This window comes from Halomonas sp. JS92-SW72 (assembly GCF_003547075.1).
GTDB classification, from domain to species: domain Bacteria; phylum Pseudomonadota; class Gammaproteobacteria; order Pseudomonadales; family Halomonadaceae; genus Halomonas; species Halomonas alkalicola.
In genome coordinates, this window is sequence record NZ_CP032147.1 from 2,223,460 (window position 1) to 2,250,263 (window position 26,804).

A 26,804-nucleotide genomic window follows, 5' to 3' on the forward strand; every position below is an offset into this window, starting at 1 on the left:
ACAAGTCCAGCATACCGATGCCAAATCAAGCGCTGCCGGCAGGCCGCCGCTTGGGAAGAGAGCTTCATCGTACACTCCGTTCTTGCTCCCACACTTTCTCCATCGCCTCGGCGACGTAGGCCATGAAGGCGCGAATGCGCGCCACCCGGCGCAGGTCGGGGTGGGTCAGTAGCCACAGGTCGGTCGCGAGCTCGGGGATCGGCTCGCCGAGTCGCACCAGGGCCGGTTCGGCATCGGCGAGATAGCAGGGCAGCACGGCGCGGCCGAGCCCATCGCGGGCGGCGGCCAGCATGCCGAACATGGTGTCGACGCGATAGCGGCAGCGCTCGTTAACCCCTTGCCCGGCCATCCAGGCGTCGAGTGCGGCATAGCCCAGGTGACGGTCCGGCCCTACCCAGGCGTCGGGTGGATCGCCAGCATACGCGTAAACGGCCTGAGCGATGGTGCCGACTTGCCGCCCCACCAGGTGCTCGGGTGGCGTTGGGGAGGGCCGCACCGCCACGTCGGCGTCGCGCTGGGAGAGGTTGAAGAGCTGGTTGGAGACCGCCACCTCGAGCACGATCTCGGGATGCGCACGCTGGAAGCCGGCGAAGATCGGCGACAGCAGCCCCATCAACAGCGTGTCGGTGGTGGTCACGCGGATAGTGCCGGAGAGGCGCAGGTCACGCCCCACTATGCGACGCTCCGCGCCCAACACTTCGGTTTCCACACGGGCAGCGGTTGCCGCCAGATCCTCCCCCGCCGGGGTCGGGGCATAGCCCGTGCGCGAGCGCTCGAACAGCGCCACGTCCAGGCGCCGCTCGATGGCATTCAGCCGTCGAAACACCGTGGCGTGACTGGTCCCCAGCCGCCTTCCGGCGCCGGACAGCGAGCCCGCCTCGGCGATGGCCTGCACCACGCGCAGGTCGTCCCAGTGCAACGCCTGTTCATTCATGCAAAGTACATTGTCATTTTTCAGGAATGTCGGTTTAGGAGCGTACAGCATAGTCTGATGGCATGTATCGCACGCCAACCAACCCGAGCCCTGACATGACTATGCCCAAGTTGAATGCGCTGATCGTGTTCTGTCACCCCGAACCGCGCTCGTTCAATGGCGCCCTGAAGGAGGTCACCGTCGAGACGCTGAAGCGGCAAGGCTACCGCGTCGAGGTCTCGGATCTCTACGCCGAGGGCTTCGATCCGCTGGAGCGGCCTGGCCACTACGTCGAACGGGCCAAGCCCGAGACGTTCCTGCCCCTCACCGAGCAGCGCCATGCCTACGAGGGCGGTGCCCTGCCCGGCGACGTACGGCGAGAGATCCAACGTCTGGAGCGCGCCGATCTGGTGATCCTGCAGTTTCCGCTGTGGTGGCACGCCCAGCCGGCCATGCTCAAGGGCTGGTTCGACCGGGTGTTCGTCTATGGCGGACTCTACAGCGGCCGCATGCGCTACGACCGCGGCCGCTTTCCCGAGAAGAAGGTCATGCTCTCGGTGACCACCGGCGCTCCGGCGCCGACCTTCACCCGGCATGGGCGCAGCGGCCATATCGTGGCGCTGCTGTGGCCGATCCACTACTCGCTCTACTATCTGGGCGTCAGCGTGCTGCCACCCCAGGTCACCTACGGGGTGCAGGGCGGCGGGCTGAGCTATCAGGATGAGACAGCGTTTCGTGAACGCCTGGAAGCGGAGAAGGCTGCCTGGGCAAGGCGGCTGGAAAGACTGGACGGCGAGGCACCGATCTCCTTCGCCGGCTGGGACGACTGGGACGAACAGGGGGTGCTCAAGGCCGAGCACCCCCGAGCCTGGCAGCTCTAGGGTTCGCCATGGCGCGAAAGGCTGGCCGCTATGGCGCGAAGCGCTCTCTCAGCGGCGCGATCGCCACGTCACGCTGTCGAGGAACGACCAGTCCACCCCCAGCGCCGCAGAGAACGCAGGCGAGAACGAAGCATGGCGGCAGTCCATTGACACGGGGTGGTTCGGGCACGCCAGGGTAACCCCCATCACGCCGTTGGCGGTACCTCATCTACGGGGCCTCCCCCGGCCCGGCGCGCGATACTGGCCAGGCCCCGGCGAGCGAGCCACCCTGATCTAAACACCTGGGGAGCGATTCGCCAATGGAAGACGTGACTCGCGAATTCCTCGATACCAACCAGCCGCTGATCCGACTGGCGGTGGCCCTGCTGTTGGGCGCCCTGATCGGCATCGAACGTGGCTGGGTGGCACGCGAGCAGCGCGCCGGCCTGCGCATCGCGGGCGTTCGTACCCATGCCCTGGTGGGGCTTCTGGGCGGCATCGCCGCCCTGCTCTCGGCGTCGGTCAGCGCCTGGGCCTTCCCGCTGATCTTCGTGGCGGTGGCGGTTACCGCCCTGGTGGCCTGGCAGGCACGCCTCGGCGATCCGCCGGACTTCAGCATCACCGGCCTGATCGGCCTGCTGCTCACCTTCTGCTTCGGCGCCGTGGCGGTGGGCGTGGACCTGGCGGTGGCCACCGCCTGCGCCGTGGCCACCGCGCTGATCCTGGACAACAAGCGCGAGATCCACGGCCTGCTGAACCGGCTCCAGGCCCACGAGCTGGACGCCGGTCTCAAGCTGCTGGTGATCAGCGTGGTGATGCTGCCGCTGCTGCCCAACCAGGCCCTGGGCCCGGGAGGCGTGATCAACCCCTACCAGCTGTGGTGGATGGTGGTGCTGGTCGCCTCCGTCTCCTTCGTCGGCTACTTCGCGATCCGCGTAGGCGGCACCGAGAAGGGCATCCTCTTCACCAGCCTGTTCGCCGGGCTCAGCTCCTCCACGGCCCTGACCCTGCACTTCGCCCGTCAGTCACGCCTGGCGCCGGCCCATGGGCCGCTGCTGGCGGCAGGCATCCTGCTCGCCTGCGGCACCATGTTCCCGAGGATCCTGCTCTACGCCGCGGTGATCAGCCCCGGGCTGCTGTCGTCGCTGTGGCTGCCGATCAGCCTGATGGCCCTGACCCTCTATCTCCCCTCGCTGCTGATCTGGCGCCGCCACCACCGCCAGGGCCTGGTGGAGAGCCCCGCCCTGATCAGGAACCCGCTGGAGCTGCGCCTGGCGCTGCTCTTCGGCGCCCTGCTGGCGCTGATCATGCTGCTCGGCGAATGGCTGCGCAGCGCCCTGGGCGATGCCGGCATCTACCTGCTGGCCACCACCTCGGGCCTCGCCGACGTTGATGCCATCACCCTTTCCCTGACCCGCATGTCGCTGGAGACCATCGCCGGCCAGACCGCCGTGCTGGGGATCATCCTGGCCGCGGCCACCAACAACCTGGTCAAGGCGGGCCTTGCCGGCCTCCTTGGCACCCGGGACATCGGCTGGCGAGTCGCCGGGCCGATGCTGGCGTCGCTGCTGATCGGCCTGGCCGCCGCCCAGGCCGCGCGCCTGGCGGGGTAGGCTGCGCCTCTTAGCGTCCCGACTCTTGCCATCCGCAGTTGCGACCCCGCTTGTCACCGGACATGATGTCTGAAACCACAGTTTCAGGAGCCGGCATGGCCAGATCCTCGCAGGCGCGTTCCTTCCTCGCCCGGGTGCGCAGCGCCCTGCCCTCCCTGCACCCGGCCGAGCGCCGGCTAGGCGAGTTCGTGTGCGATTTCCCCGGTGAAATCGCCAGCTACGATGCCCAGGAGCTGGCGAAGTTCGCCGGGGTCTCCAAGGCCACGGTGTCTCGCTTCGTGCGCCGGCTGGGCTACGAGAGCTACGAGGCGGCGCGCAAGCACGCCCGGGAGGAGCAGGCCACCGGCTCGCGCCTCTTCCTGCAGAGCGCGGCCCTGGAGCCGGGCGAGCGCTCCCTGGCGCTCAACCTCGACCAGGGCAAGGACAACCTGGACCGCACCTTCTCGGCGATCACCCAGGTGCAGGTGGACGAGGTGGCCCGGGCCATCCTCGAGGCCCGCAAGACCTGGGTCATCGGCTTTCGCGCCAGCCACCCCTTCGCCGACTACCTGCGCTGGCAGCTCACCCAGGTGGTGGAGCAGGTGGTCAGCCTGCCCGGCAGCGGCGAGACCCTGGGTGAGCACCTGGTCAGCCTGCGTCCGGAGGACTGCGTGGTCGTCATCGGCCTGCGCCGCCGGGTGGCGATCACCGAGCAGGTGCTGGCCGAGGCCCGCGAGAGCGGCGCCCGGGTGCTCTACATCACCGACGAGGGGCTCGCCCCGGACCCCAGCGTCACCTGGCACTTCCGCTGCTGCACCCTGGCTGCGGGGCCGCTGTTCAACCACACCGCCGTGATGGCGCTCTGCCACCTGCTGGCCATGCGCACCATCGAGCTAGCCGGTGACGACTCGCGCCGCCGCCTGCGCCGCATCGAGACGCTGAACGACAAGCTCGAAGAGCTGTAGGAAGACGGCACCCTCCCGGTGCACGGCGCTACCAATCTGCACACTTTCCGGGCAAGAAACGAAACAGTCGCACGGGCGACGCCCAGGCGATTCTGGGGTAATGGGCTGTTTTCGTTATGAAACTGAGGTTTCTTGGATTTGATGGCATGAAACTTGGATCACTCAAGGCGACTGCCGCCGCCGCGAATGCGGCGGGCCGATACCGCCACCTGGCGCCCAGCGGAGCCGCTCTCCCGCCCGAGGTGCCGCCGATGACAGGACCAAGACCATGCTGACACGTACCGCTCTGGTAACCACCGTCTCCGCCGCCCTGATGGCCTCCGCCGCCCAGGCCAGCGCGCTGTCGCTCCAGGTGCTGGGCCAGCCCGCCGGCTCGGGCCTGATCGCCCAGCAGAAGGAGCAGCCCTTCTTCAACAACCTGGCCGAGCACACCGGCCTGGACATCAACGTGCAGTACCTGCCGGTGGACGTGGCCGGCGTGCCCGACACCGACGGCCTGCGCGTGCTGCGCTCGGGGCTCTTCGACATCGTCTCCCTGCGCGGCCCCCAGGTGAGCCGCGACGAGCCTTCCATCCTCGGGCTCGATCTGATCGGGCTCAACACCAGCTTCGAGGCCGGCCGCGAGCACGTCGATGCCTTCTACGACTACGTGGACAGCCGCCTGCAGGAGCGCTTCAACGCCAAGCTGCTGGGCACCTGGCCCGCCGGCCCCCAGGTGATCTTCTGCCGCGGCGAGATCGGCGGCCTGGATGACCTGCGCGGTAAGCGCGTGCGCGTGGGCGACCAGAGCGCGGCCAACTTCGTCGGCCAGCTCGGCGCCACCGGCATCTCGATGCCCTTCGGCGACGTCCAGCAGTCGCTCTCCCGCGGGGTGATCGACTGCGCCATCACCGGCCCTGCCTCGGCCAACTCCGGCGGCTGGCCGGAAGCCACCACCACGGTGCTGCCCATCGCCCTGCAGCTGGCCATCAACGGCTACGCCATCAACCTCGATACCTGGAACAGCATGACCGAGGAGCAGCAGGGCAAGCTCGAAGCGGCCATCGCCGGGCTGAGCGACGAGATCTGGGCCTACTCCGAGGAGCTCTACGAGGACGCCATGCGCTGCAACGCCGGCGAGACCCCCTGCGAGTACGGCAAGCCCTACTCCCTCACCGAGGTGCCGGTCACCGACGAGGACCTGGCCAAGGTGGCCGCCGCGGTGGAAGAGGTCTCCCTGCCGATCTGGGCGCGCCAGTGCAACGCCGCCGCCGCGGACTGCGAAGCCGTGTGGCGCGACACCGTCGGCCAGAAGCTCGGCCTCTGAGCCGCGGAGGCGACGATGAACATCTACGCTCGCATTCTCGGCATGCTGTTCGGCGCCATGATGCTGCTGCTCGCCCTGCTGATCACGGTGGAGACCGTGATCCGCAAGGTCTTCTCGATGTCGCTCGGCGGGGTCGACGAGCTGGGGGGCTATGCCATCGCCATCGCCGCCCCCCTGGCGTTCTGCGTGGCCATGGTCGAGCAGTCCCATATCCGCATCAACCTGGTGCACATGCGCCTGCCCTTCCGGGTGCAGGCGGTGCTCAACGCCCTGGCCGCCCTCACCCTCGGGCTGCTGGCGGCCTTCCTGCTCTACTTCACCCTCCAGACCGTCCAGGACACCCGGCTCTACGGCTCCATCGCCCAGACGCCCCGGGCTACGCCGCTGATCTACCCGCAGACCGTGTGGCTGATCGCCATGCTCGCCTTCACCCTGGCGGCCGGGGTGCTCACCGCCCAGGCCCTGGGGCTGCTGGTGAAGGGCGACTGGAAGGGGCTCAACCGCCGCTTCGGACCGAGCTCCACCCAGGATGAGCTGGAGGCGGAACTCGAGGACCTGAAGCAGCGCGAAGGAGGCCAGTCATGAGCATTCCCCTGATCGCCACGGCGTTCATCATCATGCTCGGCCTGATGCTGCTGAGCATCCCGGTGGCCGTGGCCATCCTCTTCGTCGGCGTGATCGGCGGCTACCTGATGCACGGCTTCCCGCTGGTGGACATGATGGGTGGCGTGGTCTGGAGCAGCCTGAACAGCCCCTCCATGCTGGCGATCCCGCTGTTCATGCTGCTCGGCGAGCTGCTGCTGCGCGGCGGCATCGCCGACCGCATGTACGCCGCGCTCTCGGTGTGGTTCAACCGCCTGCCGGGCGGGCTGCTGCACACCAACATCGCCACCTGCACGCTCTTCTCGGCGACCTCGGGCTCGTCGGTGGCCACCGCCGCTACCGTCGGCACCATCTCGCTGCCGGCGCTGCAGAAGTACCGCTACCCGGTGCGCCCGTCGCTGGGCTCCCTGGCCGCCGGCGGCACCCTGGGTATCCTGATTCCCCCCAGCATCAACCTGCTGGTCTACGGCCAGCTGGCCAACACCTCGGTCAGCCAGCTGTTCGCCGCCGGGCTGATCCCGGGCCTCACCCTGGCCCTGCTCTTCTCCGTCTATCTGTTCATCTTCCACGGCAAGGCGGGCAATGCCTCCCTGGTGGAGGTCAACCTGCCGCTGCGCGAGAAGCTCGCCCTGTCGCGCCACCTGGTGCCGCCCTTCGTGATCTTCGGAGTGGTGATGGGGAGCATCTACGGCGGGATCGCCACGCCCACCGAGTCCGCCGCCATCGGGGTGATGATCGCCCTGGCCTTCATCGTCGGCGGCGGCAAGCTGAGCCTCGATCTCTTGATCCACTGTTCGCTGCACGCGGCCAAGACCACCGGCATGGTGATCATCGTGCTGATGTGCGCCCTGCTGCTCAACGTGACCCTCTCGATGCTGGGGGTGACCCAGGCGCTGACCCAGTGGGTGGCGAGCTTCGGCCTGACCCAGGTGGGCCTGCTGCTGGTGCTGCTGCTCTTCTACGTGGTGCTCGGCACCTTCATGGATGCCATGTCGATGCTGGTGCTGACGGTGCCGATCACGGTACCCATGGTGATGGCCGTGGGTGTGGACCCGATCTGGTTCGGCATCTTCATCGTGCTGATGTGCGAGATCGCCCTGATCACGCCGCCGGTGGGCATGAACCTCTTCGTGGTGCAGGGGGTGCGCAAGGATGGCGGCAGCTTCAACGACGTGATCTGGGGCTCGCTGCCCTTCGTGGTGATCATGGCGCTGTTCACGCTGGCCATCATGGTCTGGCCGCAGATCGTGATGTGGCTCCCCGACCTGCTGGCGGGGCGATGACCCATGACGCACACCCGTGGAGACGCCACTCCGCCGGCCAGCGTGCGCGTGCTGGCCATCAATCCCAACACCAACCCGACCGTCACCCAGCGGGTGCAGGCGGTGCTGCAGGCCCAGGCGCCGCCCGGGGTGCTGATCGAGGCGGTCAGCCCGCCCCAGGGGCCCCGGGCGGTGGAGAGCGGGCAGGACAAGACCCGCGCCGCCGGCCACGTGATGGCACTGATCGAGCGCCGCCTGGCGCAGGGCTACGCCGGCTATATCCTCGCCTGTTTCGATGACATCGCCGTGGCCGAGGCCCGAACCCTGACCGGCGCCCCGGTGGTCAGCCTGGCGGAGGCCGGCATTCGCCGCGCCGACGCCACCGGCGGCCCCTTCACGGTGATCACCACCTTCGAGGGGGCCGTGGCCACCATCGAGTCGCTCTGCGAGGACTACGGCGTGAGGGAGCGCTGCCGCGTGGTGGCCACCGGCATCGGCGTCAGCGACACCGCGGCGCGCACCCCGGAAGCCGAGGCGCGGCTGGCGAGGCTCTGCGAGCAGGCCCGTGCCGAGGGCGCACGCGCCATCGTGCTGGGCTCCGGCGCCTTCGCCGGGCGCGGTGAGGAGCTGGCCGCCCGCCACGGCCTTCCCGTGATGGACGGCTTCGCCGAGGCGCTGGCCTTCGTGCTGCGCGAGGCGCAGAGCGCCGGCTGAGCAGCATCGCATCCACGACTACACGACTAACGACCCGCGCTTGCCGCCTCGGTGCCCGTCGGACCTGAAGCCGGGGTTCAAGTCAGCCCTGGCGCCGGGGTTCAAGTCAGCCCTGGAGCCGGGGTTCTAGATAGTCCAGCAGCGCCTGGAGGCTATGCAGCCCCGCGTAGTCGCTCTCGGGGATGCTCACCCCCAGACGCTGGTGCAGGGCGGTGAGCAGGTTGAGGGCGTCCATGGAGTCGAGGTCGTACTCGTCGCGCAGGCGGGCCCGGTCATCGAGGGTCGCGGTATCGATGTCCGGGGCGATGGCCGAGAGCTCATCGAGCACGATGTCACGCAGTTGGTCTCTGTTCACAGTGCCTCCGGCTGCTGCAGCTGGGCGTCGATCTCGTTGAGGAAGCGAGCGCCCAGGTGGCCGTCGCAGACGCGGTGGTCGGCGGCCAGGCTGACCTCCACCACCGGGCGAATCGCCAGCATCTCGTCCACGGCCACGGGGCGCCGTCGCGGGGCGCCGAAGCCGATCATCGCCACCTGGGGCGGATGGATGACGCCGTAGACGGTATCCACGCCCTGCTCGCCCAGCGCGGTCACGGTGGCCGAAGGGCTGCCGAGCTCGGAGGCGCGCAGGCCGCCGCGGCGGGCGCGCTGTACCAGGTCCTGCAGGCGCTCCATCAGCGCCGGCAGGGCCAGCGCCGCGGCATCCGCCAGCGCCGGCGCGATAAGGCCGCCCCCGCGCAGGTGAATGGCCATGCCCAGGTCGACCCGCTCGGCCGGCTGGAAGCCCGCCTCGCCGTAGTGGCCGTTGAGCTGCGGGTAGCGCGCCAGGGCCCGGGAGGTCGCCTTCATGAACAGCGCGGCCATCAGCAGGCGCGCCTCGGGCGGCCGGTCGCGGTTGTAGTCGGCAAGCCAGGCGTCGGCGGCGTGCAGATCCACGCTGGTGGCCAGGTAGAAGTGGGGAATCTCGCGCTTGGCGCGGCTCATGGTGGCGGCGATGGCGCGGCGCATCTCGTCAGGGTCGAAGCCAACCCGGGGCGCAGGACGGGGCGCCCCCCCGGCGGCTCCGTCGAGGTCACGCAGCACGATGGCGCCTTCGGGCCCGCTGCCGCTCAGCGCGCCCAGCGCCACGCCGAGCTCCCTCGCCCGGCGCCTGGCGGCCGGCGAGGCCGCTCTCCGCAGCCCTTCGGGTGTGGCCGCGGCGACAGGCGCTGCGCTGGCGGGTTCAGCGACAGGTGCCGGGCTCGAGGGCTCCGCCGCAGGGGCCGGCGCCACGCCGGGCGCGGGCCCCATGGTATCGGCCTCGGACGCCGGCATGGCGGCGGGGATCTCGCTGGCGGGAATCTCGCTCACCACCCGCTCGCCGCTGCCGATGCGGGCCAGGGGCGTGCCCACCGGCACCTTGGTGTGCGGCGCCACATAGCAGGCCTCCACCACGCCGCTCTCGAACACCTCGACGTCGATGGCGCCCTTGGCGGTCTCCACCACGGCGATGACCTGCCCCTTCGTCACCCGCTCGCCGGGCGCCACCAGCCACTCCACCAGGGTGCCCGCCTCCATGTCGGCGCCCAGCGAAGGCATCAGGAAATCGCTCATGGAGCGGCCCCCATGGCCCGGCGGGCCGCGGCCAGGATATCCGCCACCTGGGGCAGCGCGGCGTTCTCCAGGTGCTGCGGGTAGGGAATGGGGATCTCGTCGCTGCAGACTCGCTCGATGGGGGCATCCAGCGCCCAGAAGGCCTGCTCGGCGAGGATGGCGGCGAGCTCGCCGGCCAGGCTGCCGGTCTTCCACCCCTCGTCGACGATCACCGCGCGGTGGGTGCGGCCCACCGAGTCGAGCAGCGTCGCGGTGTCCAGGGGGCGCAGCACGCGCAGGTCCACCACCTCGGCCTCGATCCCCTCCTCGGCCAGGGCCTCGGCCGCCTCCAGGGTCTTGGGCAGGCTGCCGCCGTAGGTGATCAGGCTGAGGTCGCGCCCCGGGCGGCGGATGGCGGCCCGCGCGATGTCCACGCCCTCCGGGCAGGGAGCGAGCTCGTCCTCGCGGTTGTAGAGCATCACGTGCTCGAAGATCAGCACCGGGTTGGGGTCCTGCAGCGCCGCCCAGAGCATGTAGCGGGCATCCTCCAGGGTGCCGGGGGCCAGCACCTTGAGCCCCGGCACGTGGGCGTACCAGTTCTCCAGGCTGTGGGAGTGCTGAGCGGCCACCTGGCGGCCGGCGCCGGTGGCCATGCGGATCACCAGGGGCACGGCGAACTCACCGCCGGACATGTGCAGCAGGGTCGCCGCGGTGTTCACGATCTGGTCCATGGCCAGGAGGCTGAAGTTCACCGTCATGATCTCGACGATGGGCCGCGCCCCGCCCAGCGCCGCGCCGATGCCGGCGCCGGTAAAGCCGTTCTCGGCGAGCGGCGTGTCGCGGATGCGCTCGGGGCCGAAGCGTTCCAGCAGGCCACGGCTGACCGCATAGCAGCCGCCGTAGTGGCCGATGTCCTCGCCCATCAGGAAGGTGCGCGGATCATGCTCCAGGGCCTCGATCAGGCCGAGCCGGAAGGCCTCGCGAAAGCTCAGCACCACCGGCTCGGGCTCGGCGGCGGGCGGCGGCGAAGGCGCCTCGCTCGCCTCGCGCAGCACATGCTCGAAGCGGCCGGCCTCGGGCTCCCACTCGGCGGCCTCGGCGAAGGCCACGGCCCCTTCCACCTCCGCGGCGATCTCGGCCTCCAGCGCGGCGAGCTCCTGTTCGGGGAGGAGCCCCGACTGCTGCATCCACTGCGACAGGCGCAGGATGGGGTCGCGGGTCTTCCACTCCTCCACCTCGGCCTTGTCGCGGTAGAGCTCCGGGTCGAACATCGAGTGGGCGCGGAAGCGGTAGGTGCGGCACTCCAGGAAGCGCGGCCCCTCGCCCGAGCGCAGCGCCGCCAGCAGCCGCGCGCTGGCCGCCTCGACCCGGGCGATGTCCATGCCGTCGACGCTCTGTGCGGGCACCCCCAGCGCCTCGGCCTTGCGGTAGAGCTCGGTCTGGGCGTGGGCGTAGCGCAGCGCCGTGCCCATGGCGTAGAGGTTGTTCTCGCAGACGAAGAGCACCGGCAGCTGCCACAGGGCCGCCAGGTTGAGGCTCTCGTGGAAGCTGCCCTCGGCGGCGGCGCCGTCACCGAAGAAGCAGACGGTGACACGGTGTCGCCCGGCGAGCCTGTCCGCCAGGGCCAGCCCCACGGCCAGCGGCAGGCCGCCGCCGACGATGGCGTTGCCACCGACGAAGCGCGCGCTGGCATCGAAGAGGTGCATGGAACCACCCCGCCCCATGCTGCAGCCGGCCTGCTTGCCGTACATCTCGGCCATCACCCGCTCCATGGGGATGCGGTTGAGCAGCGCGTGACCATGCTCGCGGTAGGTGGAGACCACGGCATCGTCGGGGGCGAGCCCGTGCATCACCCCGGTGCCCACCGCCTCCTCGCCGATATAGACGTGCAGGAAGCCACGGATCTTCTCCTGGGTGTAGAGCTCCACGCAGCGCTCCTCGAAGCGGCGGATGCGCAGCATCTGGCGCAGCAGGTCGAGCAGGTGCGCTCGCGACAGGCGCGGCTTGTCGGTAGATGGCATGCTCATTCGAAGCCTCCTTCGAGCGTCGAGGTATCGCCTTCCGGCAGCCCCAGCTCCCGGGCGCGCAGCAGGCGGCGCATGATCTTGCCGCTGCGGGTGCTGGGCAGGCGCTCGCGGAACTCCACCTGGCGGGGTGCCACCGCCGGTCCGAGGCGCTGGCGCGCGAGCCCGAGGATCTCCCTGCGCAGCGCCTCGTCGGGCGCATGGCCGGGCTTGAGCGACACGAAGGCCTTGACCGTCTCGCCGGCGATCTCGTCGGGGATGCCGATCACCCCGGCCTCGGCCACCGCCGGATGCTCCATCAGCACGCTCTCCACCTCGAAGGGGCCGATCAGGTGCCCGGCGGACTTGATCACGTCGTCGGCGCGGCCGATGAACCAGAAGTAGCCCTCGGCGTCGCGGCGGGCCAGGTCGCCGGTGAGGTACCAGGCCCCGGCGAAGCACTGCCGATAGCGCGCCTCCTCGTGGAGGTAGCCCCGAAACATCGAAGGCCAGGGGGCCTTGAGCACCAGCTCGCCGGTCTCGTCCGGGTCCTCGATCAGTTCGATGCCGCTGTCGGTGCGCCGCGCCACACCCGCCTCTATGCCCGGCACGGGACGCCCCATGGAGCCGGGCTTGATGGGCATGCTGGCGAAGTTGGCGATCATGATCCCGCCGGTCTCGGTCTGCCACCAGTTGTCGTGGAACGGCAGCCCCAGGGTCGCCCGCCCCCAGTGGACGGCCTCCGGGTTGAGCGGCTCGCCCACGCTGGCCAGGAAGCGCAGGCTCGAGAGGTCGTGCCGGCGAGCCAGCTCCGGGCCCACCTTCATCAGCATGCGGATGGCGGTGGGCGCGGTGTACCACACCGCCACCCGCTGCTCCTCGAGGATGCGGTACCAGCGCTCGGCGTCGAACTCCTCCTCGTCCACCACCAGGGTCACGCCGTTGGTGAACGGCGCGATGATGCCGTAGGAGGTGCCGGTGACCCAGCCGGGATCGGCGGTGCACCAGTAGATGTCCCCCGGGTGCAGGTCCAGGGCGTAGTAGCCGGTGATGTGGTGGGCCACCACCGCCTCGTGGACGTGGAGCGCGCCCTTGGGGCGCCCCGTGGTGCCGCTGGTGAAGTGCAAGAGCGCCGGGGCCTCTGGTTCCATGGATCGGGTCGGGTAGTCCGGCGACTGCGCCGCGAGGGCTGGCTCCACCGCCAGGGTGCCCGGCGGGGCCTCCGCCACCTCGCCGATCAGCAGCACCTGCTTCACCGAGGGCATCCGATGGAGCCAGCCGGCCAGCTTGCGGCGATAGAGCCGCTCGGTGGTGACGATGACCACGGGGGTGCCGATCTCCACCCGGGAGCGGATCGGCTCCGGCCCGAAGGCGGAGAAGAGCGGCGTGAAGACGCCGCCGAGCTTCAGCGTGCCCAGGGCGGCGGCGTAGAGGTCGGGGGTGCGATGGGCCAGGCAGTAGACGCCGTCGCCGGGCTCGAGCCCCAGCGACGCCAGCAGGTTGGCGAAGCGGTTGGCCCGCTCGGCGAGTTCGCGGTAGCTGATGTCGACGGCAGCGCCGTCGCGGGGCAGGAAGCGGATCGCCGTCTGCTCGGCGGTGGGGGTGTCGAGATGGCGGTCCAGGGCCGCGTGGGCGATGTTGATGCCGCCGCCAGGCATGGCGGGAAGCCAGGTCCGGGCATCGCGCCAGCTGAACGACGCGCAGGCGGCGGCGTAATCGGGCAGGGTCGGGCTCGGGCGCATCGGCCACCTCCTTGGATCGCCGCCACGGGGACCAGCACGGCGCTTCTCAGGAAAGCGTAGTGCGCTTTTCCGGGGCGTCACCATGATGAGGGTCATGGTGACGCCCCGCACCGGAAGCGCCGCGCCTGCAACGCAAGGCCCCCGAACCGGTCGCCTGGTTCGGGGGCCTTGTCATGTCGGGCGATGCCCCGGGTGTTGGCCCAAGGTGGCGGCGCGACGCCGCCCTCGCTCAGGCCGGGGCGCGCATCCCCGCCCGGCGGGCCCGGGCGGCGTGGAGCTTCCTGTAGCTCTCGATCAGGCGCTGGTGCTTCTCCAGCCCCTCCAGCGCCATGCTGGTGGGCGTCAGGCCGTGGAAGCGCACCCTGCCCATCACCGAGCCGATCACCGCCTCGATGGTGGCCTCGCCGAACATGCGGCCGAGGTTGTGGCGGAAGTCATCGAGTTCGAGCTCGTCTTCCAGCACGATCTCCAGCACCGCCTGCACCGCGCGGTAGAAGAGGTTGCGCTCGACGGTGTTGTCATTGAACTGCAGGAACATCTCGACCCGCTCCAGGGCCTCCTCCTGCTGGCCCAGCGCCAGGTTGATCAAGAGCTTCAGCTCGAGGATGGTCAGCTGGCCCCACTCGGTGTTCTCGTCGAACTCGATGCCGATCAGGGTGATGATGTCCATGTGCTCGTCGAGCTGGCTCTCCTCCAGGCGCTCGAGCAGGTCAGCAAGCCGGTCATCCTCCAGGCGGTGAAGGTTGAGGATCTCCTCGCGGTACTGCAGCGCCACGTTGGTGTTGTCCCACACCAGATCCTCCACCGGATAGACCTCGGAGAAGCCGGGCACCAGGATGCGGCAGGTCGGCGCGCCGAGCTCGTCGCGCACGGCCACGTAGGCCTCGAGCTCCAGCTCCTCGAGGATGCCGAACAGGGTCGCCGCCTCCTGCTCGTTGCTGTTGGCGCCGCTGCCGGAGAAGTCCCAGTCGCAGAACTCGATGTCCGAGCGGGCGCTGAAGAAGCGCCAGGAGATCACCCCGGAGGAGTCGATGAAGTGCTCGACGTAGTTGTTGGGCTCGGTCACCGCCATGGAGTTGAAGGTGGGCGGCAGGAAGTCGTTGAAGCCCTCGATGCTGCGCCCCTGCAGCAGTTCGGTGAAGGTGCGCTCCAGGGCCACGTGGAAGCTCGGGTGGGCACCGAAGGAGGCGAAGACGCCGCCGGTCTTGGGGTTCATCAGGGTGACGCACATCACCGGGAACTGGCCGCCGAGCGAGGCATCCTTGACCAGCACCGGGAAGCCCTGGGCCTCCAGCGCCTCGATGCCCTCGACGATCTCGGGGTAGCGCGCCAGCACCTCGGCCGGCACGTCGGGCAGCGCCAGCTCCTCCTCGATGATCTTGCGCTTCACCGCCCGCTCGAAGATCTCCGAGAGACACTGCACCTGGGCCTCGGCCAGGGTGTTCCCCGCGCTCATGCCGTTGCTGAGGTAGAGGTTCTCGATCAGGTTCGAGGGGAAGTAGACCGTCTCGCCGTCGGAGTGGCGCACGAAGGGCAGCGAGACGATGCCGCGATCCGCCCGGCCGGAGTTGGTATCGATCAGGTGCGAGCCGCAGAGCTCCCCCTCCGGGTCGTAGATCTCCCGGGTGTAATCGTCGAGTATCTCCGCCGGCAGCGCGTCACCCGGCCCGGGCGGGAACCACTTCTCGTCGGGGTAGTGGACGAACTCGGCGTCGGCGATCTCCTCGCCGAAGAACTGGTCGTTGTAGAAGAAGTTGAAGTTGGTGCGCTCGATGAACTCGCCCAGCGCCGAGCAGAGCGCGCTCTCCTTGGTGGCCCCCTTACCGTTGGTGAAGCACATCGGCGAGGCGGCGTCGCGGATATGCAGCGACCAGACGTGGGGCACGATGTTGCGCCAGGAGGCGATCTCGATCTTCATGCCGAGCTCGGCCAGGATGCCGGTCATGTTGGCGATAGTCTGCTCCAGCGGCAGGTCCTTGCCCTCGATCCAGGTGTAGTCGTCGCCGTCCGGCTGGCCCATCAGCAGCGCCTGGGCGTCCTCGTCGATGTTCTCGACCACCTCGATCTGGAACTCGGGGCCTTCTTGCACCACCTTCTTCACCGTGCAGCGATCGATGGAGCGCAGGATGCCCTGGCGGTCCTTCTCGGAGATGTCCTCGGGCAGTTCGATCTGGATGCGGAAGATCTGCTTGTAGCGGTTCTCCGGGTCGACGATGTTGTTCTGCGACAGCCGGATGTTCTCGGTGGGGATGTCCCGGGCGTTGCAGTAGACCTTGACGAAGTAGGCCGCACACATCGCCGAGGAGGCCAGGAAGTAGTCGAAGGGCCCCGGCGCCGAGCCGTCGCCCTTGTAACGGATGGGCTGGTCGGAGATGACCGTGAAGTCGTCGAACTTGGCCTCCAGGCGGAGGTTGTCGAGATAATTGACCTTGATTTCCATGGGGCACCGGGGGAGTTGGCGTGGGCAGCGGGGGCAGAAAACCCGCCATTATCCAGCTTTTCCCACCAGGCGTCATGGTGGGTTACAAAATGGCACCCCGATCGCCACGATGAGGAACCGTCATGCCGCGCTTTCTAATGCTCACCATGATCGTCGTCGTCAGCACCGTCGCTGCCATGTTCGCGTTTCTCTTCTTTTTCGCGGACGTGCAGGCCAGCGAGCCTCCGGTTACCGTGACCGCACAGACACAGGGTGAGCCCATGACCTACCTGATCGATTTCCAGAACCCCGGCGAAGCCGATCACTGGCGCGCCATCAACGATAACGTGATGGGCGGCGTCTCTCGCGGCGGCCTGGCGGTGGAGGATGGCATCGGCGTCTTCCGCGGCGAGACGTCGCTTGAAAACAACGGCGGCTTCGCCTCGGTGCGCCGCGACCCCGAGGCCTTCGACCTGAGCGACGCACCAGGCCTGGCACTCCACGTGCGCGGCGACGGGCGCACCTACCAGCTGCGCCTCTACACCGGCCAGCTGCCGGAGGGCGCCGCCTACCGGGCGAGCTTCCAGCCGCCCGCCGGCGAGTGGCAGCGCGTTGAGGTCTCCTGGCACGACTTCGAGGCGGTGTTTCGCGGCCGACTGCTGGAGGGCATGCCGCCTCTCGATCCCGCAGGGGTTGATCAAGTGGGGCTGATGATCGTCGACAGGCAGGCAGGGCCCTTTCGGCTGGAGGTGGCCTGGCTCGGTGCGCCGTGAGCAGTGGGGGTACATCCCCGCTTCCACCGTTACATCGCCCGCATATGCGAGCCCACCCCCAGCACCATGACGACCATCCATACCAGAAAGAGCAGCACCAACCCGGCCAGCACCAGCGCCACCAGTCGCGCCGGGCCGAACGCCCCCTTCTGCCGAGGCCCGCGCAGCAGGAAGACCCCGGCCGCCGCCAGTAGCGCCAGCATGGCGAGAAGCCCGATGCTCGTTGCCATGGTCTACGCCCGGGTGGCCACGGTCAGCAGGTAGCGGTTCTCGACCACCGCCGTGCCATCCGTCGCGCGATTGTAGCGGCTGAAGACCTCATGCAGGTCGCTGCGGAAGCGCTCGCGCCGCTGCTCGCCTGCCGCATCGGAAGCCCGCATGACTGGGCCGAAATAGCGCAGGAACACTTCCACCGCGTGGTCGACGGAGCGGTAGTACTGCAGGGCGATGCGCTCCTCGCTCTCGATGGTGTGGGTGCCGGCGCCGAGCAGCGCGTCGAGACCGGCCTCGGTGCCCCAGCGCAGCGGTGGATGAAGGCCGGGTGGTGGCGGCATGTACCTGGCATTGGTGGCGAAGAAGTCACCGCTCCAGCCCTTCGGCAGCGGTGTGGCCAGGCCGATCCGTCCTCCCGGGCGGCAGACGCGCAGCATCTCGTCGGCGGCGCGGGCCTGGGCCGGGGCGAACTGCACCCCGTAGACGGAGAGCACCGCATCGAAGTGGGCATCCGGGAACGGCAGCGCCTGGGCGTCGGCCACCCGGAAATCCACCTCGAACCCCTCGGCGGCGGCTCGCTGCCTGGCGCGCTCGATCAGAGCCGGCACATAGTCGATGCCGGTCACCTCGCAGTAGCGCCGTGCGGCGACCAGGGCAGCGGTACCGCTGCCGCAGGCGATGTCCAGCACGCGCTCGCCGCCATGGGGGTCCACCGCGGCGCACAGCGCCTCGGCCATGACCACGTTCTGGCGGGCGATCTCGTGGAAATCGCCGCTGGCCCACACCTCCTGCTGCAGTGCGGTCACGGCCTGATAGTCGACCTCGGGTTTCTCGCTCATGCTTCCCCCCTGGCCCGGCAGTCCCCCGAGGGGGACACCGCGGCCCTCTTTCCCTTCAGCGTAATCCGCCGGGGGCTCCTCGCCAGTCGCAAGACGACGCCAGGGGTGGGGAAGCCCTGACCCAGGGAGCGTCAGTGCCGGGGTCCATGACCCCCACGTAGCGCACCCCGCTGAGCAACGCCATCTCGCGCTTCCAGGTGGCGAGGTCGTCGGAGTTGAAGCCGGCCAGGCTGTCGTGGCCACAGGCCCGCGCCATCACCTGCATCAGCGCCGTGGAGGCACGCAGGAAGCGCTCGAGCTGGGCGGCGGACTTGTCGACATCCAGCCGCTGGCGCAGGTCCGCACGCTGGGTGGCGATGCCCGCCGGGCAGTTGTTGGTGTTGCAGATGCGCGCTGCCACACAGCCGATGGACTGCATGGCGCTGTTGGCAATGGCCACCCCATCGGCGCCCAGCGCCAGGGCCTTGACGAAGTCGATGGGCAGGCGCAGGCCACCGGTGATGATCAGGGTCACGCGGCCGCTGGCCCCCTCGGCGTCCAGGTAGCGCCGGGCCCGGGCCAGCGCCGGGATGGTCGGCACGCTGATATGGTCGCGGAACATGGTGGGGGCCGCCCCGGTGCCGCCGCCGCGGCCGTCGAGGATCAGGTAGTCGGCCCCGGCGCCCAGGGCGAACTGGATGTCGCGCTCGATATGGTTGGCGCTGAGCTTGAAGCCCACGGGAACGCCGCCGGAGATCTCGCGCACGCGGTCGGCGAAGCGGCGAAAGTCCGCCACGCTGTGCAGGTCCTCGAAGGTGGCCGGTGACACCGCGGGCTGGCCCTCCTCGAGCCCGCGCACCTCGGCGATCTTGCCGGTCACCTTGTTGCCCGGCAGGTGGCCGCCGGTGCCGGTCTTGGCGCCCTGGCCGCCCTTGAAGTGGAAGGCCTGTACCTTCTCGAGCAGCTGCTCGTCATACCCGAAGCGGGCGCTGGCCAGCTCGTAAAAGTAGCGGGAGTTCTCGGCCTGCTCCTCGGGCAGCATGCCACCCTCGCCGGAGCAGATGCCGGTGCCGGCCCGCTCGGCCCCGCGGGCGAGCGCCACCTTGGCCTCCTCGGAGAGGGCGCCGAAGCTCATGTCGGAGACCAGCAGCGGCATCTCCAGGGTCAGCGGCCTCTTCGCCTCGGGGCCCACCACCAGGCGGGTGGCCACCTCGGCACCATCGAGCAGCGGCTGGGTGGCCAGCTGCGCCACCATCAGCTGCAGGTCGTCCCACTGGGGCAGGCGATGGCGCGGCACCCCCATGGCGGCCATGGGCCCATGGTGCCCCACCCCCTCGAGCCCCTCCCGGGCCAGCTGGTGGATGAACTCGACGGTGGGCTCCTCCTCGGTGGCCTCGGCCCTGGGCACCCGCGCGCCATCACCGTCCCCCTTCGGCTCGGGGGCCTCCTGGCCCACCTGCTCCCCGCTGAACTGCTTGTGGGTGCCGTCGCAGTAGGGGGCATCGCCGGTCTGCTTGCACTGGCAGAGGTACGCCTCGCCGTCCTTGTCGGCGGTGAACATCTGCGGGGTGAAGCCGGTGCCCTTGTGGGAGCCGTCGCAGAAGGGCTGGTCGCCGGAGCGGCCGCAGCGGCAGAAGGCGTACTCCTTGCCCTTCTCCAGGGTGACCTTCTTCGGCTTGTTGTCGGCGATGACCGGCTGGCTCATGGCAGGCTCCTGAGTGCATGGGAAGGGGGCATCGTCGTCAGTCTGGAAGAGGGAGGCAGCCCCCGCCAGTGGCGACGCGGGCGCTGGGTAAACGCAGGGCCCGGCCGGCCTCGCCCTCCCGGGCCCGCGCCGGCCCTTCCGCACGGCTCACTGCAGGCGCAGCCGCATGCCGCGAAAGCGCCGCCGGTAGTGGCTGGGGGTGAGGCCGACGCGGCGGCGGAACAGGGCGCGGAAGAAGCTCGGGTCGGCATAGCCGACCTGCTCGGCCACCTCGTCGATGGGGGCGTCACCGCTCTCCAGCATCTGCTTGGCCTCTTCCAGCCGCAGGGTGTGGACGTAGTCCATGGGCGTCATGCCGGTGGCCTGCTTGAAGCGACGCTTGAAGGAGCGCTCGGTCAGGCCGCTCTGCTCCGCCATGCCCGCCACCGGCGAGTGGGTATCGTAGTGCTGCGCGGCCCATACCTGGCAGCGGGCGATCACCGCGTCCTCCGCCTGGCGCGCGCTGGTGAGGGCGGCGTAGGGCTGCTGCCCCTCGCCGTGCCAGTCGATGAGGTAGACCCGCGCCAGGTGCATCGCCTCGTCGGTGCCCACCAGCCGCGCCACCAGGAACAGCGCCAGGTCCATCCAGGTGCTGCCGCCGCCGGCCATGATCAGCCGCTCGCCCTCGCCGCTGACGACCAGCGCGCGGTGGGCGTGCACCTCAACGGCGGGATAGCGCCGCGCCAGCACGTCACAGTAGGCCCAGTGGGTGGTGGCGGCCTGCCCCTCGAGCAGCCCCGCCTCGGCCAGCAGCAGCGCGCCGGTGCAGGCGGCGGCGAGCAGTACGTCGCGGTCGTGGGCCGCGCGCAGCCAGGCGAGCTCCGCCTCGTAGCGCCCGGCCAGGGGCTCCTCGGGCGCTACGAGCAGGTCGGGAATGCAGATCGCCACGGGCGCCGGCAGGTCCGCCAGGGCGCCGTCGGGCTGGATCCAGGCGCCGTTAGCGGTGCGAAAGCCCTGCCCGTCCCGGGAGACGATGCGGGGGTTGAGCAGCGTGGGGCCGCTGCGGCCGTGCACCAGCAGTTCCCAGTCGCGGCCGGCGGCGCCGAACAGGTCGTACATGCCATAGAGGGTCGAGGCGGTGGTCTCGGGCACCGCGAGAAGTGCGATGGTGGCGGCGGGCTCGCCCATGGCAGGAAACCCCTGGTTGCGGCACGAAGCGCCTGCGTGTCGGCGATGCCACGGTCCTAAGCTGGTCGCGTCACTCCCCACAACGACAAGAGGGCCCGATCATGTGTGACATCGCCATACCCCATGCCCACAAGGCTAGCACCGACGACTTCGAGTCGCGCCTGGTTTCGGCGCTCAACGAGGGCGGCGTGATGCTGCTCACCTCCCTCGGCCACCGCACCGGCCTGTTCGAGGCCCTGGCCGCCTCCGGGCCGGTCACGCCCGAGGCACTGGCCGAGCGCGCCGGCCTCCACGAGCGCTACGTGCGCGAGTGGCTCGGCGGCATGGTGGCTGGACGGGTCATCGAGACCGACCCGGCGCGCGGCACCTACTGGCTGCCGGCCGAGCACGCGGAGCTGCTGACCGATGCCGGCCCCGCCAACCTCGCCATCTATGCCCAGTTCATCTCGATGCTGGGCGGCGTAGAGGACGAGGTGGTGCGCTGCTTCCGCGAGGGCGGCGGCGTTCCCTACTCGCGCTATCCGCGCTTCCAGGAGGTGATGGCCAGCGACAGCGGCCAGACCGTGCTGCCGGCGCTGTTCGACGCCATCCTGCCGCTGGCGCCGGGCCTGCCCGCGCGGCTCGAGGCCGGCATCCGCGTGCTGGACTGCGCCTGCGGGCGCGGCCGCGCCCTGCTGGCCATGGCCGAGCGCTACCCGACCAGCCGCTTCGTCGGCTACGACCTCTCGGCAGAGGCGATCGAGTGGGGCCGCGAGCAGGCCGCGGCGGCGGGGCTCGACAACCTCACCTTCGAGATCCGCGACCTGAGCGACTTCGACGCCACCGCCGAGCCCGGCGCCTTCGAGCTGGTCACCACCTTCGACGGCATCCACGACCAGGGCCAGCCGCGCCGGCTGCTCAAGGGCATCCACCGCAGCCTGACGCCGGACGGCGTCTACCTGGTGCAGGACATCCACGCCTCGAGCCATCACCACCTGGACCGGGAGCACCCGCTGGGCGCGCTGCTCTACGCCATCTCAGTGAGCCACTGCATGACGGTGTCGCTGGCCCAGGGCGGCGAGGGACTCGGCACCATGTGGGGCCGCGAGCGGGCGCTCTCCTACCTGAAGGAGGCGGGCTTCCGCGATATCCGGGTGCAGCAGCTCGAGCACGACATCCAGAACGACTACTTCGTCTGCCGGCCCTGAGCCTGAGCCCCAGCAGATGCTTCGAGGACGCCGGGCGAGCCCCTCGCCCGGCGTTTTGCGCTCGGCTAGAATGAACGGTTTTCCCTATCCGAGAACCATCATGCAAGCCACGCTGGAACAGCGCGCCCTCAAGGTCTCCATCGTCGTCACCCTCGTCGTCTCGAGCCTCGGGGTCACCTTCGGCCTGCTCGCCGGCTCCCAGTCGATCCTCTTCGACGGCGTCTTCTCCACCATCGACGCAGCCATGTCGGGGCTCTCGCTGGTGGTGGCACGGCTCGCCATCCGCGAGGCCAGCCAGCGCTTCCAGCACGGCTACTGGCACCTGGAGCCGCTGGTGGCGGCGCTCAACGGCGCCATCCTGATGCTGCTGTGCTTCTACGCCTTCCTCAACGCCGTTCAGGGGCTGATGGAGGGCGGCCGCGAGCTCGACTTCGACCTCGCCATCGCCTATGCGGTGGTGGTGGCCATCGCCTGCTTCACCATGGTGATCTACCAGAAGCGCCTCAACCGTCGCGCCGACTCCGAGTTCGTGCGCATCGACATCCAGGGCTGGCTGATGGCCGCGCTGATCACCACCGCCCTGCTGGTGGCCTTCGCCATCGCCCTGCTGCTGCAGGACACCGCCTGGGCGCACCTGACCCGCTACGTCGACTCCGCGCTGCTGATGGTGCTCACCGCCTGCTTCATGCCGGTGCCGCTGGGCATCGTGCGCCGGGCGGTGCGCGAGATCTTCCTGATCGCCCCGAGCGCGGTCGACCGCGAGGTGCACGCCGCCATGGCACCGGTGATGGCCCGGGAGGGGCTGCTCACCTATTACAGCCACGTGGCCAAGGCCGGGCGCGGCCACTTCATCGAGATCCACATCGTCACCACGCCCGAGTTCGGCGCCGGCCAGGGGGTGGCGGTGATGGACGAGATCCGCGAGCAGATCAGCGCCGGGCTCTCCATCCCGCCGGAGCGGCGCTGGTTCACCGTGGCCTTCACCGCCGATGAGCGCTGGGCATAGCGCCTCGGGAGCGCCCCGCCCTCAGGCGAGGATCAGCCAGACACAGGCCGCGGTCAGCGCCCCCATCAGGCCGTTGAAGAGGCGCCAGGCCCGCGGCGTGTTGAGCCAGCGGCCGATGGCCACGCCGAAGCCGGCCCAGAGCGCGATGCACGGTAGCGCCACCAGCTCGGCGAAGGCCGCCAGCAGCAGGGCGTTGCGCAGGGTGTCGCCGCCGGATGGGAGGAAGCCCGCCATCAGCGCCAGCCCCATCACCCAGGCCTTGGGGTTGGCGAACTGGAAGGCCGCCGCCTGCCAGAAGGTGAACGGGCGGCCTTCGCCCCGCCGGCGCAGGTCCGGCGGCGGCGCGGTGGCGATACGCCAGGCCAGGTAGAGCAGGTAGGCGCTGCCCGCCAGGCGCAGGGCCAGCTGCACCGGCGGGTAGCGTTCGAAGAGCAGGCCGAGCCCCAGCGCGATCCCGGCAAACAGCAGGAAGCAGCCCCCCAGGATGCCGAACATGTGCGGCAGGGTCCGTCGGAAGCCGTAGTTGGCGCCCGAGGCGGTCAACATCACGTTGTTGGGACCCGGAGTGAGGGTCATGGAGATCATGTAGAGCCCTGCGGGCCCGAGAAATGCCAAGGCGTCCATTTATTGCACCCATACAATTTTAGCGTTATCGCTGGTGAATGCGGCATCCGATGCCTACAATCATTAGAATAAGCGGTGCAATTTTCCCAGCAAGGCTTTTATTGCCACCATGACAATCTGGACCCCCACCCTCGACCCCGAGGCCCCGCGCTACCGGGCCATCAGCGACGCCATCGCCGGGGCCATCCGCAGCGGCGAGCTGGCCGCGGGGGAGCGTCTGCCCCCCCAGCGCCGGCTGGCCGATGCCCTGGGCGTCACCGTGGGCACGGTGACCCGCGCCTACGCCGAGGCGGAGCGCCAGGGCTGGGTGACGGCCCGGGTCGGCAGCGGCACCTACGTGCGCGGCGCCGAGGTCGCCGAGCCCTCCCCTTTCCTGGCCACCCGGGCCGAGGCGCACGACGGCCTGATCGATCTAAGCCTCAGCCTGCCGCCGCCTCACCCCCTGCGTGCGACCACCCTGGGCCGAGCCCTGGCGGAGATCGCCCGGGACGAGGCGGTGCTGCGGCACTGCGTGAACTACCAGCCGGAGCGAGGCCTGCCGCGGCACCGCGAGCAGCTCGCCGCCTGGATGGGCCGGCTCGGCATGCCGGTTGACCCGGAGGCGCTGATGGTCACCCAGGGCGGCCAGCACGGCATCGACCTGGCCCTGCGCGCCCTCACCCGCCCCGGCGAGCGTATCGCCGCCGATGCCCTCACCTACCCGGGGCTGATCGGCGCCGCGCGCCTGGCGCACCTCAAGACGCTGCCGGTGCCGCTGGATGACTCAGGGATGGACATGGATGCCCTGGCGCGGCTCTGCGCACAGCAGCCGCCGCGGCTGGTCTACGTCACGCCGGACCAGAACAACCCCACCGGCGCGCCCATGGACGAGGCGCGCCGCGAGCGGCTGGCCGAGCTCGCCGCACGCCACGACTTCTGGATCCTGGAGGATGGGGTGCAGTACCTGCCGGCGAGCGAGCGCGGCACGCCCCTCTACCGGCTCGCCCCGGAGCGCACCCTGTTCACCTTCAGCACCGCCAAGGTGCTGGCCGGCGGGCTGCGCATCGGCGCCCTGGTGATACCGGAGGCGCTGCGCGAGCGGCTGGGGGCGACCCTGCGAGCCCAGAGCTGGATGGTGCCGCCGCTGATGGTCGAGGCGGCGTGCCGCTGGGTCGAGAGCGAGGATGCCGCCACGCTGCTGGCGTGGCAGACCGCGGAGCTGGGCGAACGCCAGCGCCTGGCGCGGGCACGGCTGGCCGGCTATGCCCCCACCGGGCGCCCCCACGGCAGCAACCTCTGGCTGCCGCTGCCCGAGGGGGTGCGCGCCGCCGAGCTCCTGGCCGATCTGGAGCGGCACGGCGTGCGCCTGACCGGCCCCGAACCCTTCTGCGTGGGCAGCGAGCCCGCCCCCCAGGCGGTGCGCCTCTGCCTCGGCGCGGCGGCCTCCCGGGAGGCGCTGTCTCAGGCCCTCGCCACGCTGCTGGAGAGCCTGCAGACGCCGCCTCCCCCGCCCTGGCGAACGCTCTGAGGGCTCAGTGGGCGGGCATCGGCGTCACGCTCAGAACTGCAACCCGAGGGCGAACCCGCCCAGCAGGTAGCAGAAGAAGGTGATCAGGGCGACGCCGATGACGTTGAGGATGACGCCACCGCGCGCCATCTGGCCGATGGTGACTGCCCCGGTGCCGAAGACGATGGCGTTGGGTGGCGTACCGACCGGGAGCATGAAGGCACAGGTCGCCGCGAAGGCCGCGGGGATCAGCAGCGTCATGGGATCGGCGCCGATGCCCACCGCCACGCCCCCGAGCACGGGAATAAAGGTCGCGGCCGTGGCGGTATTGCTGGTCACCTCGGTGAGGAAGAGCACGATGGTGGCCACCGCGGCGACCAGCAGCACGATCGGCAGCACCCCAAGTCCGGTGATCTGCTCGCCGAACCAGCTGTCGAGGCCGGTCCCGGCCACCGCGCCGGCGAGGCTCAGGCCGCCGCCGAACAGCAGCAGCACGCCCCAGGGCAGCCCGTCCTCGGCATCCTGCCAGGTCAGCACCATCTCGTCCCGGCCGCGGGCGGGAAGCGCGAACAGGGCGATGCCGGCAGCAATGGCGATGGCGGTATCGTTGAGCTGACCCAGCGGGCCCAGGCGATCCCCGACCCCCGGAAGACTGGCCAGAAGACCCGGCACGACCCACAGGAAGGCCGCCGAACCGAAGACCAGCATCACCATCTTCTCGCCCTGGCTGAGCGCACCGAGCTTCTGGATCTCACCGTCGATCATCTCCTTGCCGCCGGGAATCTCCGCGACCTTGAACGGGTAGAGCACCCGGGTCATCAGCACCCAGCCCACCAGGATGAAGGTGAAGGCCAGCGGTACGCCGAGCATCATCCACTCGAGAAAGCCGATGTTACGGCCCAGCTCATCCGCCGCGTAGCCGGCGACGATGGCATTGGGCGGGCTGCCGAGCAGGGTGCCGAGGCCACCCATGCTGGCCGACCAGGCGATCGCCAGCAGCAGGCAGAGACCGAAGCGCTTGATGTTCTCATCGTCGATGAAGTCGACGTGACCGGGCCGGTGGTGGTCGTGCTCGTGGCCCGCGGGATCATGGCCGGGCGAGGGTGTGGCCATCGATTCGCCGCTGCGCTCCGCCACCAGGGCCAGCACGGAGAGGCCGATCGGCAGCATCATCAGGGTCGTCGCGGTGTTCGAGACCCACATCGAGAGAAAGCCGGTGGCTAGCATCATGCCAAGCACGATCCGCTGCGGCGCGACCCCGACTCGGGCCAGCGTCAAGAGCGCGATGCGCCGGTGGAGGTTCCACTTCTCCATGGCGATGGCGATCAGGAAGCCGCCGAGAAACAGGAAGACGATGGAGCTGGCGTAGGGCGCCGTCGCCTGGGCGACGGTGCGCTCCGTCAGCATCGGAATCAGCACGATCGGCAGCAGCGCCGTGGCCGACAGCGGAATCGCTTCCGTCATCCACCAGACCGCCATCAGGGTGCCGATCGTCGCGACCCAGCGCGCATCCGACGACAGCCCCTCGGCCTGGCCCATGGCCAGCCAGACCAGCAGCGCCATGAGCAGCCCGAAGGCACGCAGGCCCCATATCAGCCTGGCGGATCGCCCGCCGGCCCCCTCTTCCGCTGGCATCGACTCGTTGCGTCCCGGCGTGTTGGTTGGTTCACCCATATCGTGCTTTCCCTCATTGCTTGCCTGCATGCCCGTTCGGGCGTCCCGACATCGGCGGCGGTTTAGGCCACGGCCTGAACGGCGCGTGGGACGCCAGGTCCTGCAAGACAGCAATCACCACACCACAACAAGGAAAACAGCATATTTTCAAAAGGTTGCCCATCAGGCATTCGACTTTTGTCGACATGCCGTCAGCGGTGGGC

At 69.7% G+C, this 26,804-nt stretch carries 23 protein-coding genes; 11 read left to right on the forward strand and 12 right to left on the reverse strand.

The genetic code is table 11. The features are described 5' to 3' along the window. Window positions 1–64: 64 nt before the first annotated feature. On the reverse strand, window positions 65–934 hold the full coding sequence (locus D1793_RS10460; RefSeq protein ID WP_119022108.1) for a LysR family transcriptional regulator: 870 nt from the start codon (window positions 932–934) through the stop codon (window positions 65–67). A gap of 95 nt (window positions 935–1,029) precedes the next feature. On the opposite strand from D1793_RS10460, the gene D1793_RS10465 reads away from it, so the two are divergent. The 7 genes from D1793_RS10465 (at window position 1,030) to D1793_RS10495 (ending at window position 8,215) form a co-directional block, all read left to right on the forward strand. After that, window positions 1,030–1,794: an NAD(P)H-dependent oxidoreductase gene (locus tag D1793_RS10465; RefSeq protein ID WP_119022109.1), complete on the forward strand. Its 765-nt coding sequence runs from the start codon at window positions 1,030–1,032 to the stop codon at window positions 1,792–1,794. Window positions 1,795–2,093: 299 nt separating this feature from the next. Then, window positions 2,094–3,386, forward strand: coding sequence for a DUF4010 domain-containing protein (locus D1793_RS10470; protein ID WP_119022110.1), 1,293 nt, complete (start codon window positions 2,094–2,096; stop codon window positions 3,384–3,386). Between the two features lie 95 nt (window positions 3,387–3,481). Next, the gene (locus tag D1793_RS10475; protein ID WP_119022111.1) at window positions 3,482–4,330 is read left to right on the forward strand and encodes a MurR/RpiR family transcriptional regulator; all 849 of its coding nucleotides are present in this window, start codon (window positions 3,482–3,484) and stop codon (window positions 4,328–4,330) included. Window positions 4,331–4,598: 268 nt separating this feature from the next. Further along, window positions 4,599–5,636 carry a TRAP transporter substrate-binding protein gene (locus tag D1793_RS10480; RefSeq protein WP_119022112.1) on the forward strand — a complete coding sequence of 346 codons (1,038 nt, stop codon included), beginning with the start codon at window positions 4,599–4,601 and terminating at the stop codon, window positions 5,634–5,636. Between the two features lie 15 nt (window positions 5,637–5,651). Beyond that, window positions 5,652–6,221, forward strand: coding sequence for a TRAP transporter small permease subunit (locus D1793_RS10485; protein WP_119022113.1), 570 nt, complete (start codon window positions 5,652–5,654; stop codon window positions 6,219–6,221). Continuing rightward, window positions 6,218–7,522 (forward strand): TRAP transporter large permease, encoded by a 1,305-nt coding sequence (locus tag D1793_RS10490; RefSeq protein ID WP_119022114.1) that lies wholly within the window; start codon window positions 6,218–6,220, stop codon window positions 7,520–7,522. The genes D1793_RS10485 and D1793_RS10490 overlap by 4 nt, the downstream gene beginning before the upstream one ends. 3 nt (window positions 7,523–7,525) lie before the next feature. Then, window positions 7,526–8,215 (forward strand): aspartate/glutamate racemase family protein, encoded by a 690-nt coding sequence (locus D1793_RS10495; protein ID WP_119022115.1) that lies wholly within the window; start codon window positions 7,526–7,528, stop codon window positions 8,213–8,215. Between the two features lie 106 nt (window positions 8,216–8,321). Here the strand turns inward: D1793_RS10495 and D1793_RS10500 are convergent, their stop codons facing one another. The 5 genes from D1793_RS10500 to D1793_RS10520 all read right to left on the reverse strand — a co-directional run bounded on the left by D1793_RS10500 (window position 8,322) and on the right by D1793_RS10520 (window position 15,969). Further along, window positions 8,322–8,570, reverse strand: a complete 249-nt coding sequence (locus D1793_RS10500; RefSeq protein ID WP_119022116.1) for an acyl carrier protein — start codon at window positions 8,568–8,570, stop codon at window positions 8,322–8,324. Continuing rightward, a complete protein-coding gene (locus D1793_RS10505; RefSeq protein ID WP_119022117.1) occupies window positions 8,567–9,805 on the reverse strand; it encodes a dihydrolipoamide acetyltransferase family protein in 1,239 nt (412 codons plus the stop codon). Before D1793_RS10505 ends, D1793_RS10500 begins: the two co-directional genes overlap by 4 nt. Next, window positions 9,802–11,811, reverse strand: coding sequence for a pyruvate dehydrogenase (acetyl-transferring) E1 component subunit alpha (pdhA, locus tag D1793_RS19855; protein WP_240407650.1), 2,010 nt, complete (start codon window positions 11,809–11,811; stop codon window positions 9,802–9,804). The genes D1793_RS10505 and pdhA overlap by 4 nt, the downstream gene beginning before the upstream one ends. Then, window positions 11,808–13,529, reverse strand: coding sequence for an acetate--CoA ligase (acsA, locus tag D1793_RS10515; RefSeq protein ID WP_119022118.1), 1,722 nt, complete (start codon window positions 13,527–13,529; stop codon window positions 11,808–11,810). Before acsA ends, pdhA begins: the two co-directional genes overlap by 4 nt. A 229-nt stretch (window positions 13,530–13,758) precedes the next feature. Next, the gene (locus tag D1793_RS10520) at window positions 13,759–15,969 is read right to left on the reverse strand and encodes an OsmC domain/YcaO domain-containing protein (RefSeq protein WP_119022119.1); all 2,211 of its coding nucleotides are present in this window, start codon (window positions 15,967–15,969) and stop codon (window positions 13,759–13,761) included. Window positions 15,970–16,091: 122 nt separating this feature from the next. On the opposite strand from D1793_RS10520, the gene D1793_RS10525 reads away from it, so the two are divergent. Continuing rightward, on the forward strand, window positions 16,092–16,721 hold the full coding sequence (locus D1793_RS10525) for a CIA30 family protein (protein ID WP_240407651.1): 630 nt from the start codon (window positions 16,092–16,094) through the stop codon (window positions 16,719–16,721). A 29-nt stretch (window positions 16,722–16,750) separates the two neighbouring features. Here the strand turns inward: D1793_RS10525 and D1793_RS19430 are convergent, their stop codons facing one another. The 4 genes from D1793_RS19430 to D1793_RS10540 all read right to left on the reverse strand — a co-directional run bounded on the left by D1793_RS19430 (window position 16,751) and on the right by D1793_RS10540 (window position 20,624). Next, window positions 16,751–16,951, reverse strand: coding sequence for a hypothetical protein (locus D1793_RS19430; RefSeq protein ID WP_162899949.1), 201 nt, complete (start codon window positions 16,949–16,951; stop codon window positions 16,751–16,753). 3 nt (window positions 16,952–16,954) lie between these two features. Further along, window positions 16,955–17,773, reverse strand: a complete 819-nt coding sequence (locus D1793_RS10530) for a class I SAM-dependent methyltransferase (RefSeq protein WP_119022120.1) — start codon at window positions 17,771–17,773, stop codon at window positions 16,955–16,957. A 55-nt stretch (window positions 17,774–17,828) separates the two neighbouring features. Beyond that, window positions 17,829–19,457, reverse strand: coding sequence for a glutamate synthase-related protein (locus D1793_RS10535; RefSeq protein ID WP_119022121.1), 1,629 nt, complete (start codon window positions 19,455–19,457; stop codon window positions 17,829–17,831). Window positions 19,458–19,604: 147 nt separating this feature from the next. Next, the gene (locus tag D1793_RS10540) at window positions 19,605–20,624 is read right to left on the reverse strand and encodes a helix-turn-helix domain-containing protein (RefSeq protein ID WP_119022122.1); all 1,020 of its coding nucleotides are present in this window, start codon (window positions 20,622–20,624) and stop codon (window positions 19,605–19,607) included. Window positions 20,625–20,725: 101 nt separating this feature from the next. Between D1793_RS10540 and D1793_RS10545 the strand changes: the two genes are divergently transcribed. Continuing rightward, window positions 20,726–21,811 (forward strand): class I SAM-dependent methyltransferase, encoded by a 1,086-nt coding sequence (locus tag D1793_RS10545; protein ID WP_119022123.1) that lies wholly within the window; start codon window positions 20,726–20,728, stop codon window positions 21,809–21,811. Window positions 21,812–21,911: 100 nt separating this feature from the next. Then, complete coding sequence (locus D1793_RS10550) at window positions 21,912–22,817, forward strand: cation diffusion facilitator family transporter (RefSeq protein WP_119022124.1); 906 nt, start codon at window positions 21,912–21,914, stop codon at window positions 22,815–22,817. A gap of 21 nt (window positions 22,818–22,838) precedes the next feature. Here the strand turns inward: D1793_RS10550 and D1793_RS10555 are convergent, their stop codons facing one another. Next, window positions 22,839–23,441, reverse strand: coding sequence for a LysE family translocator (locus tag D1793_RS10555; protein ID WP_119022125.1), 603 nt, complete (start codon window positions 23,439–23,441; stop codon window positions 22,839–22,841). Window positions 23,442–23,550: 109 nt separating this feature from the next. Here D1793_RS10555 and D1793_RS10560 point away from each other — a divergent pair, with 109 nt between their 5' ends. Further along, window positions 23,551–24,948: a PLP-dependent aminotransferase family protein gene (locus D1793_RS10560; protein WP_119022126.1), complete on the forward strand. Its 1,398-nt coding sequence runs from the start codon at window positions 23,551–23,553 to the stop codon at window positions 24,946–24,948. Window positions 24,949–24,978: 30 nt separating this feature from the next. On the opposite strand, the gene D1793_RS10565 is transcribed toward D1793_RS10560, so the two are convergent. Continuing rightward, entirely contained in the window at window positions 24,979–26,601 is a 1,623-nt protein-coding gene (locus tag D1793_RS10565; protein WP_240407652.1) for an SLC13 family permease, read from the reverse strand. Window positions 26,602–26,804: the final 203 nt, after the last annotated feature.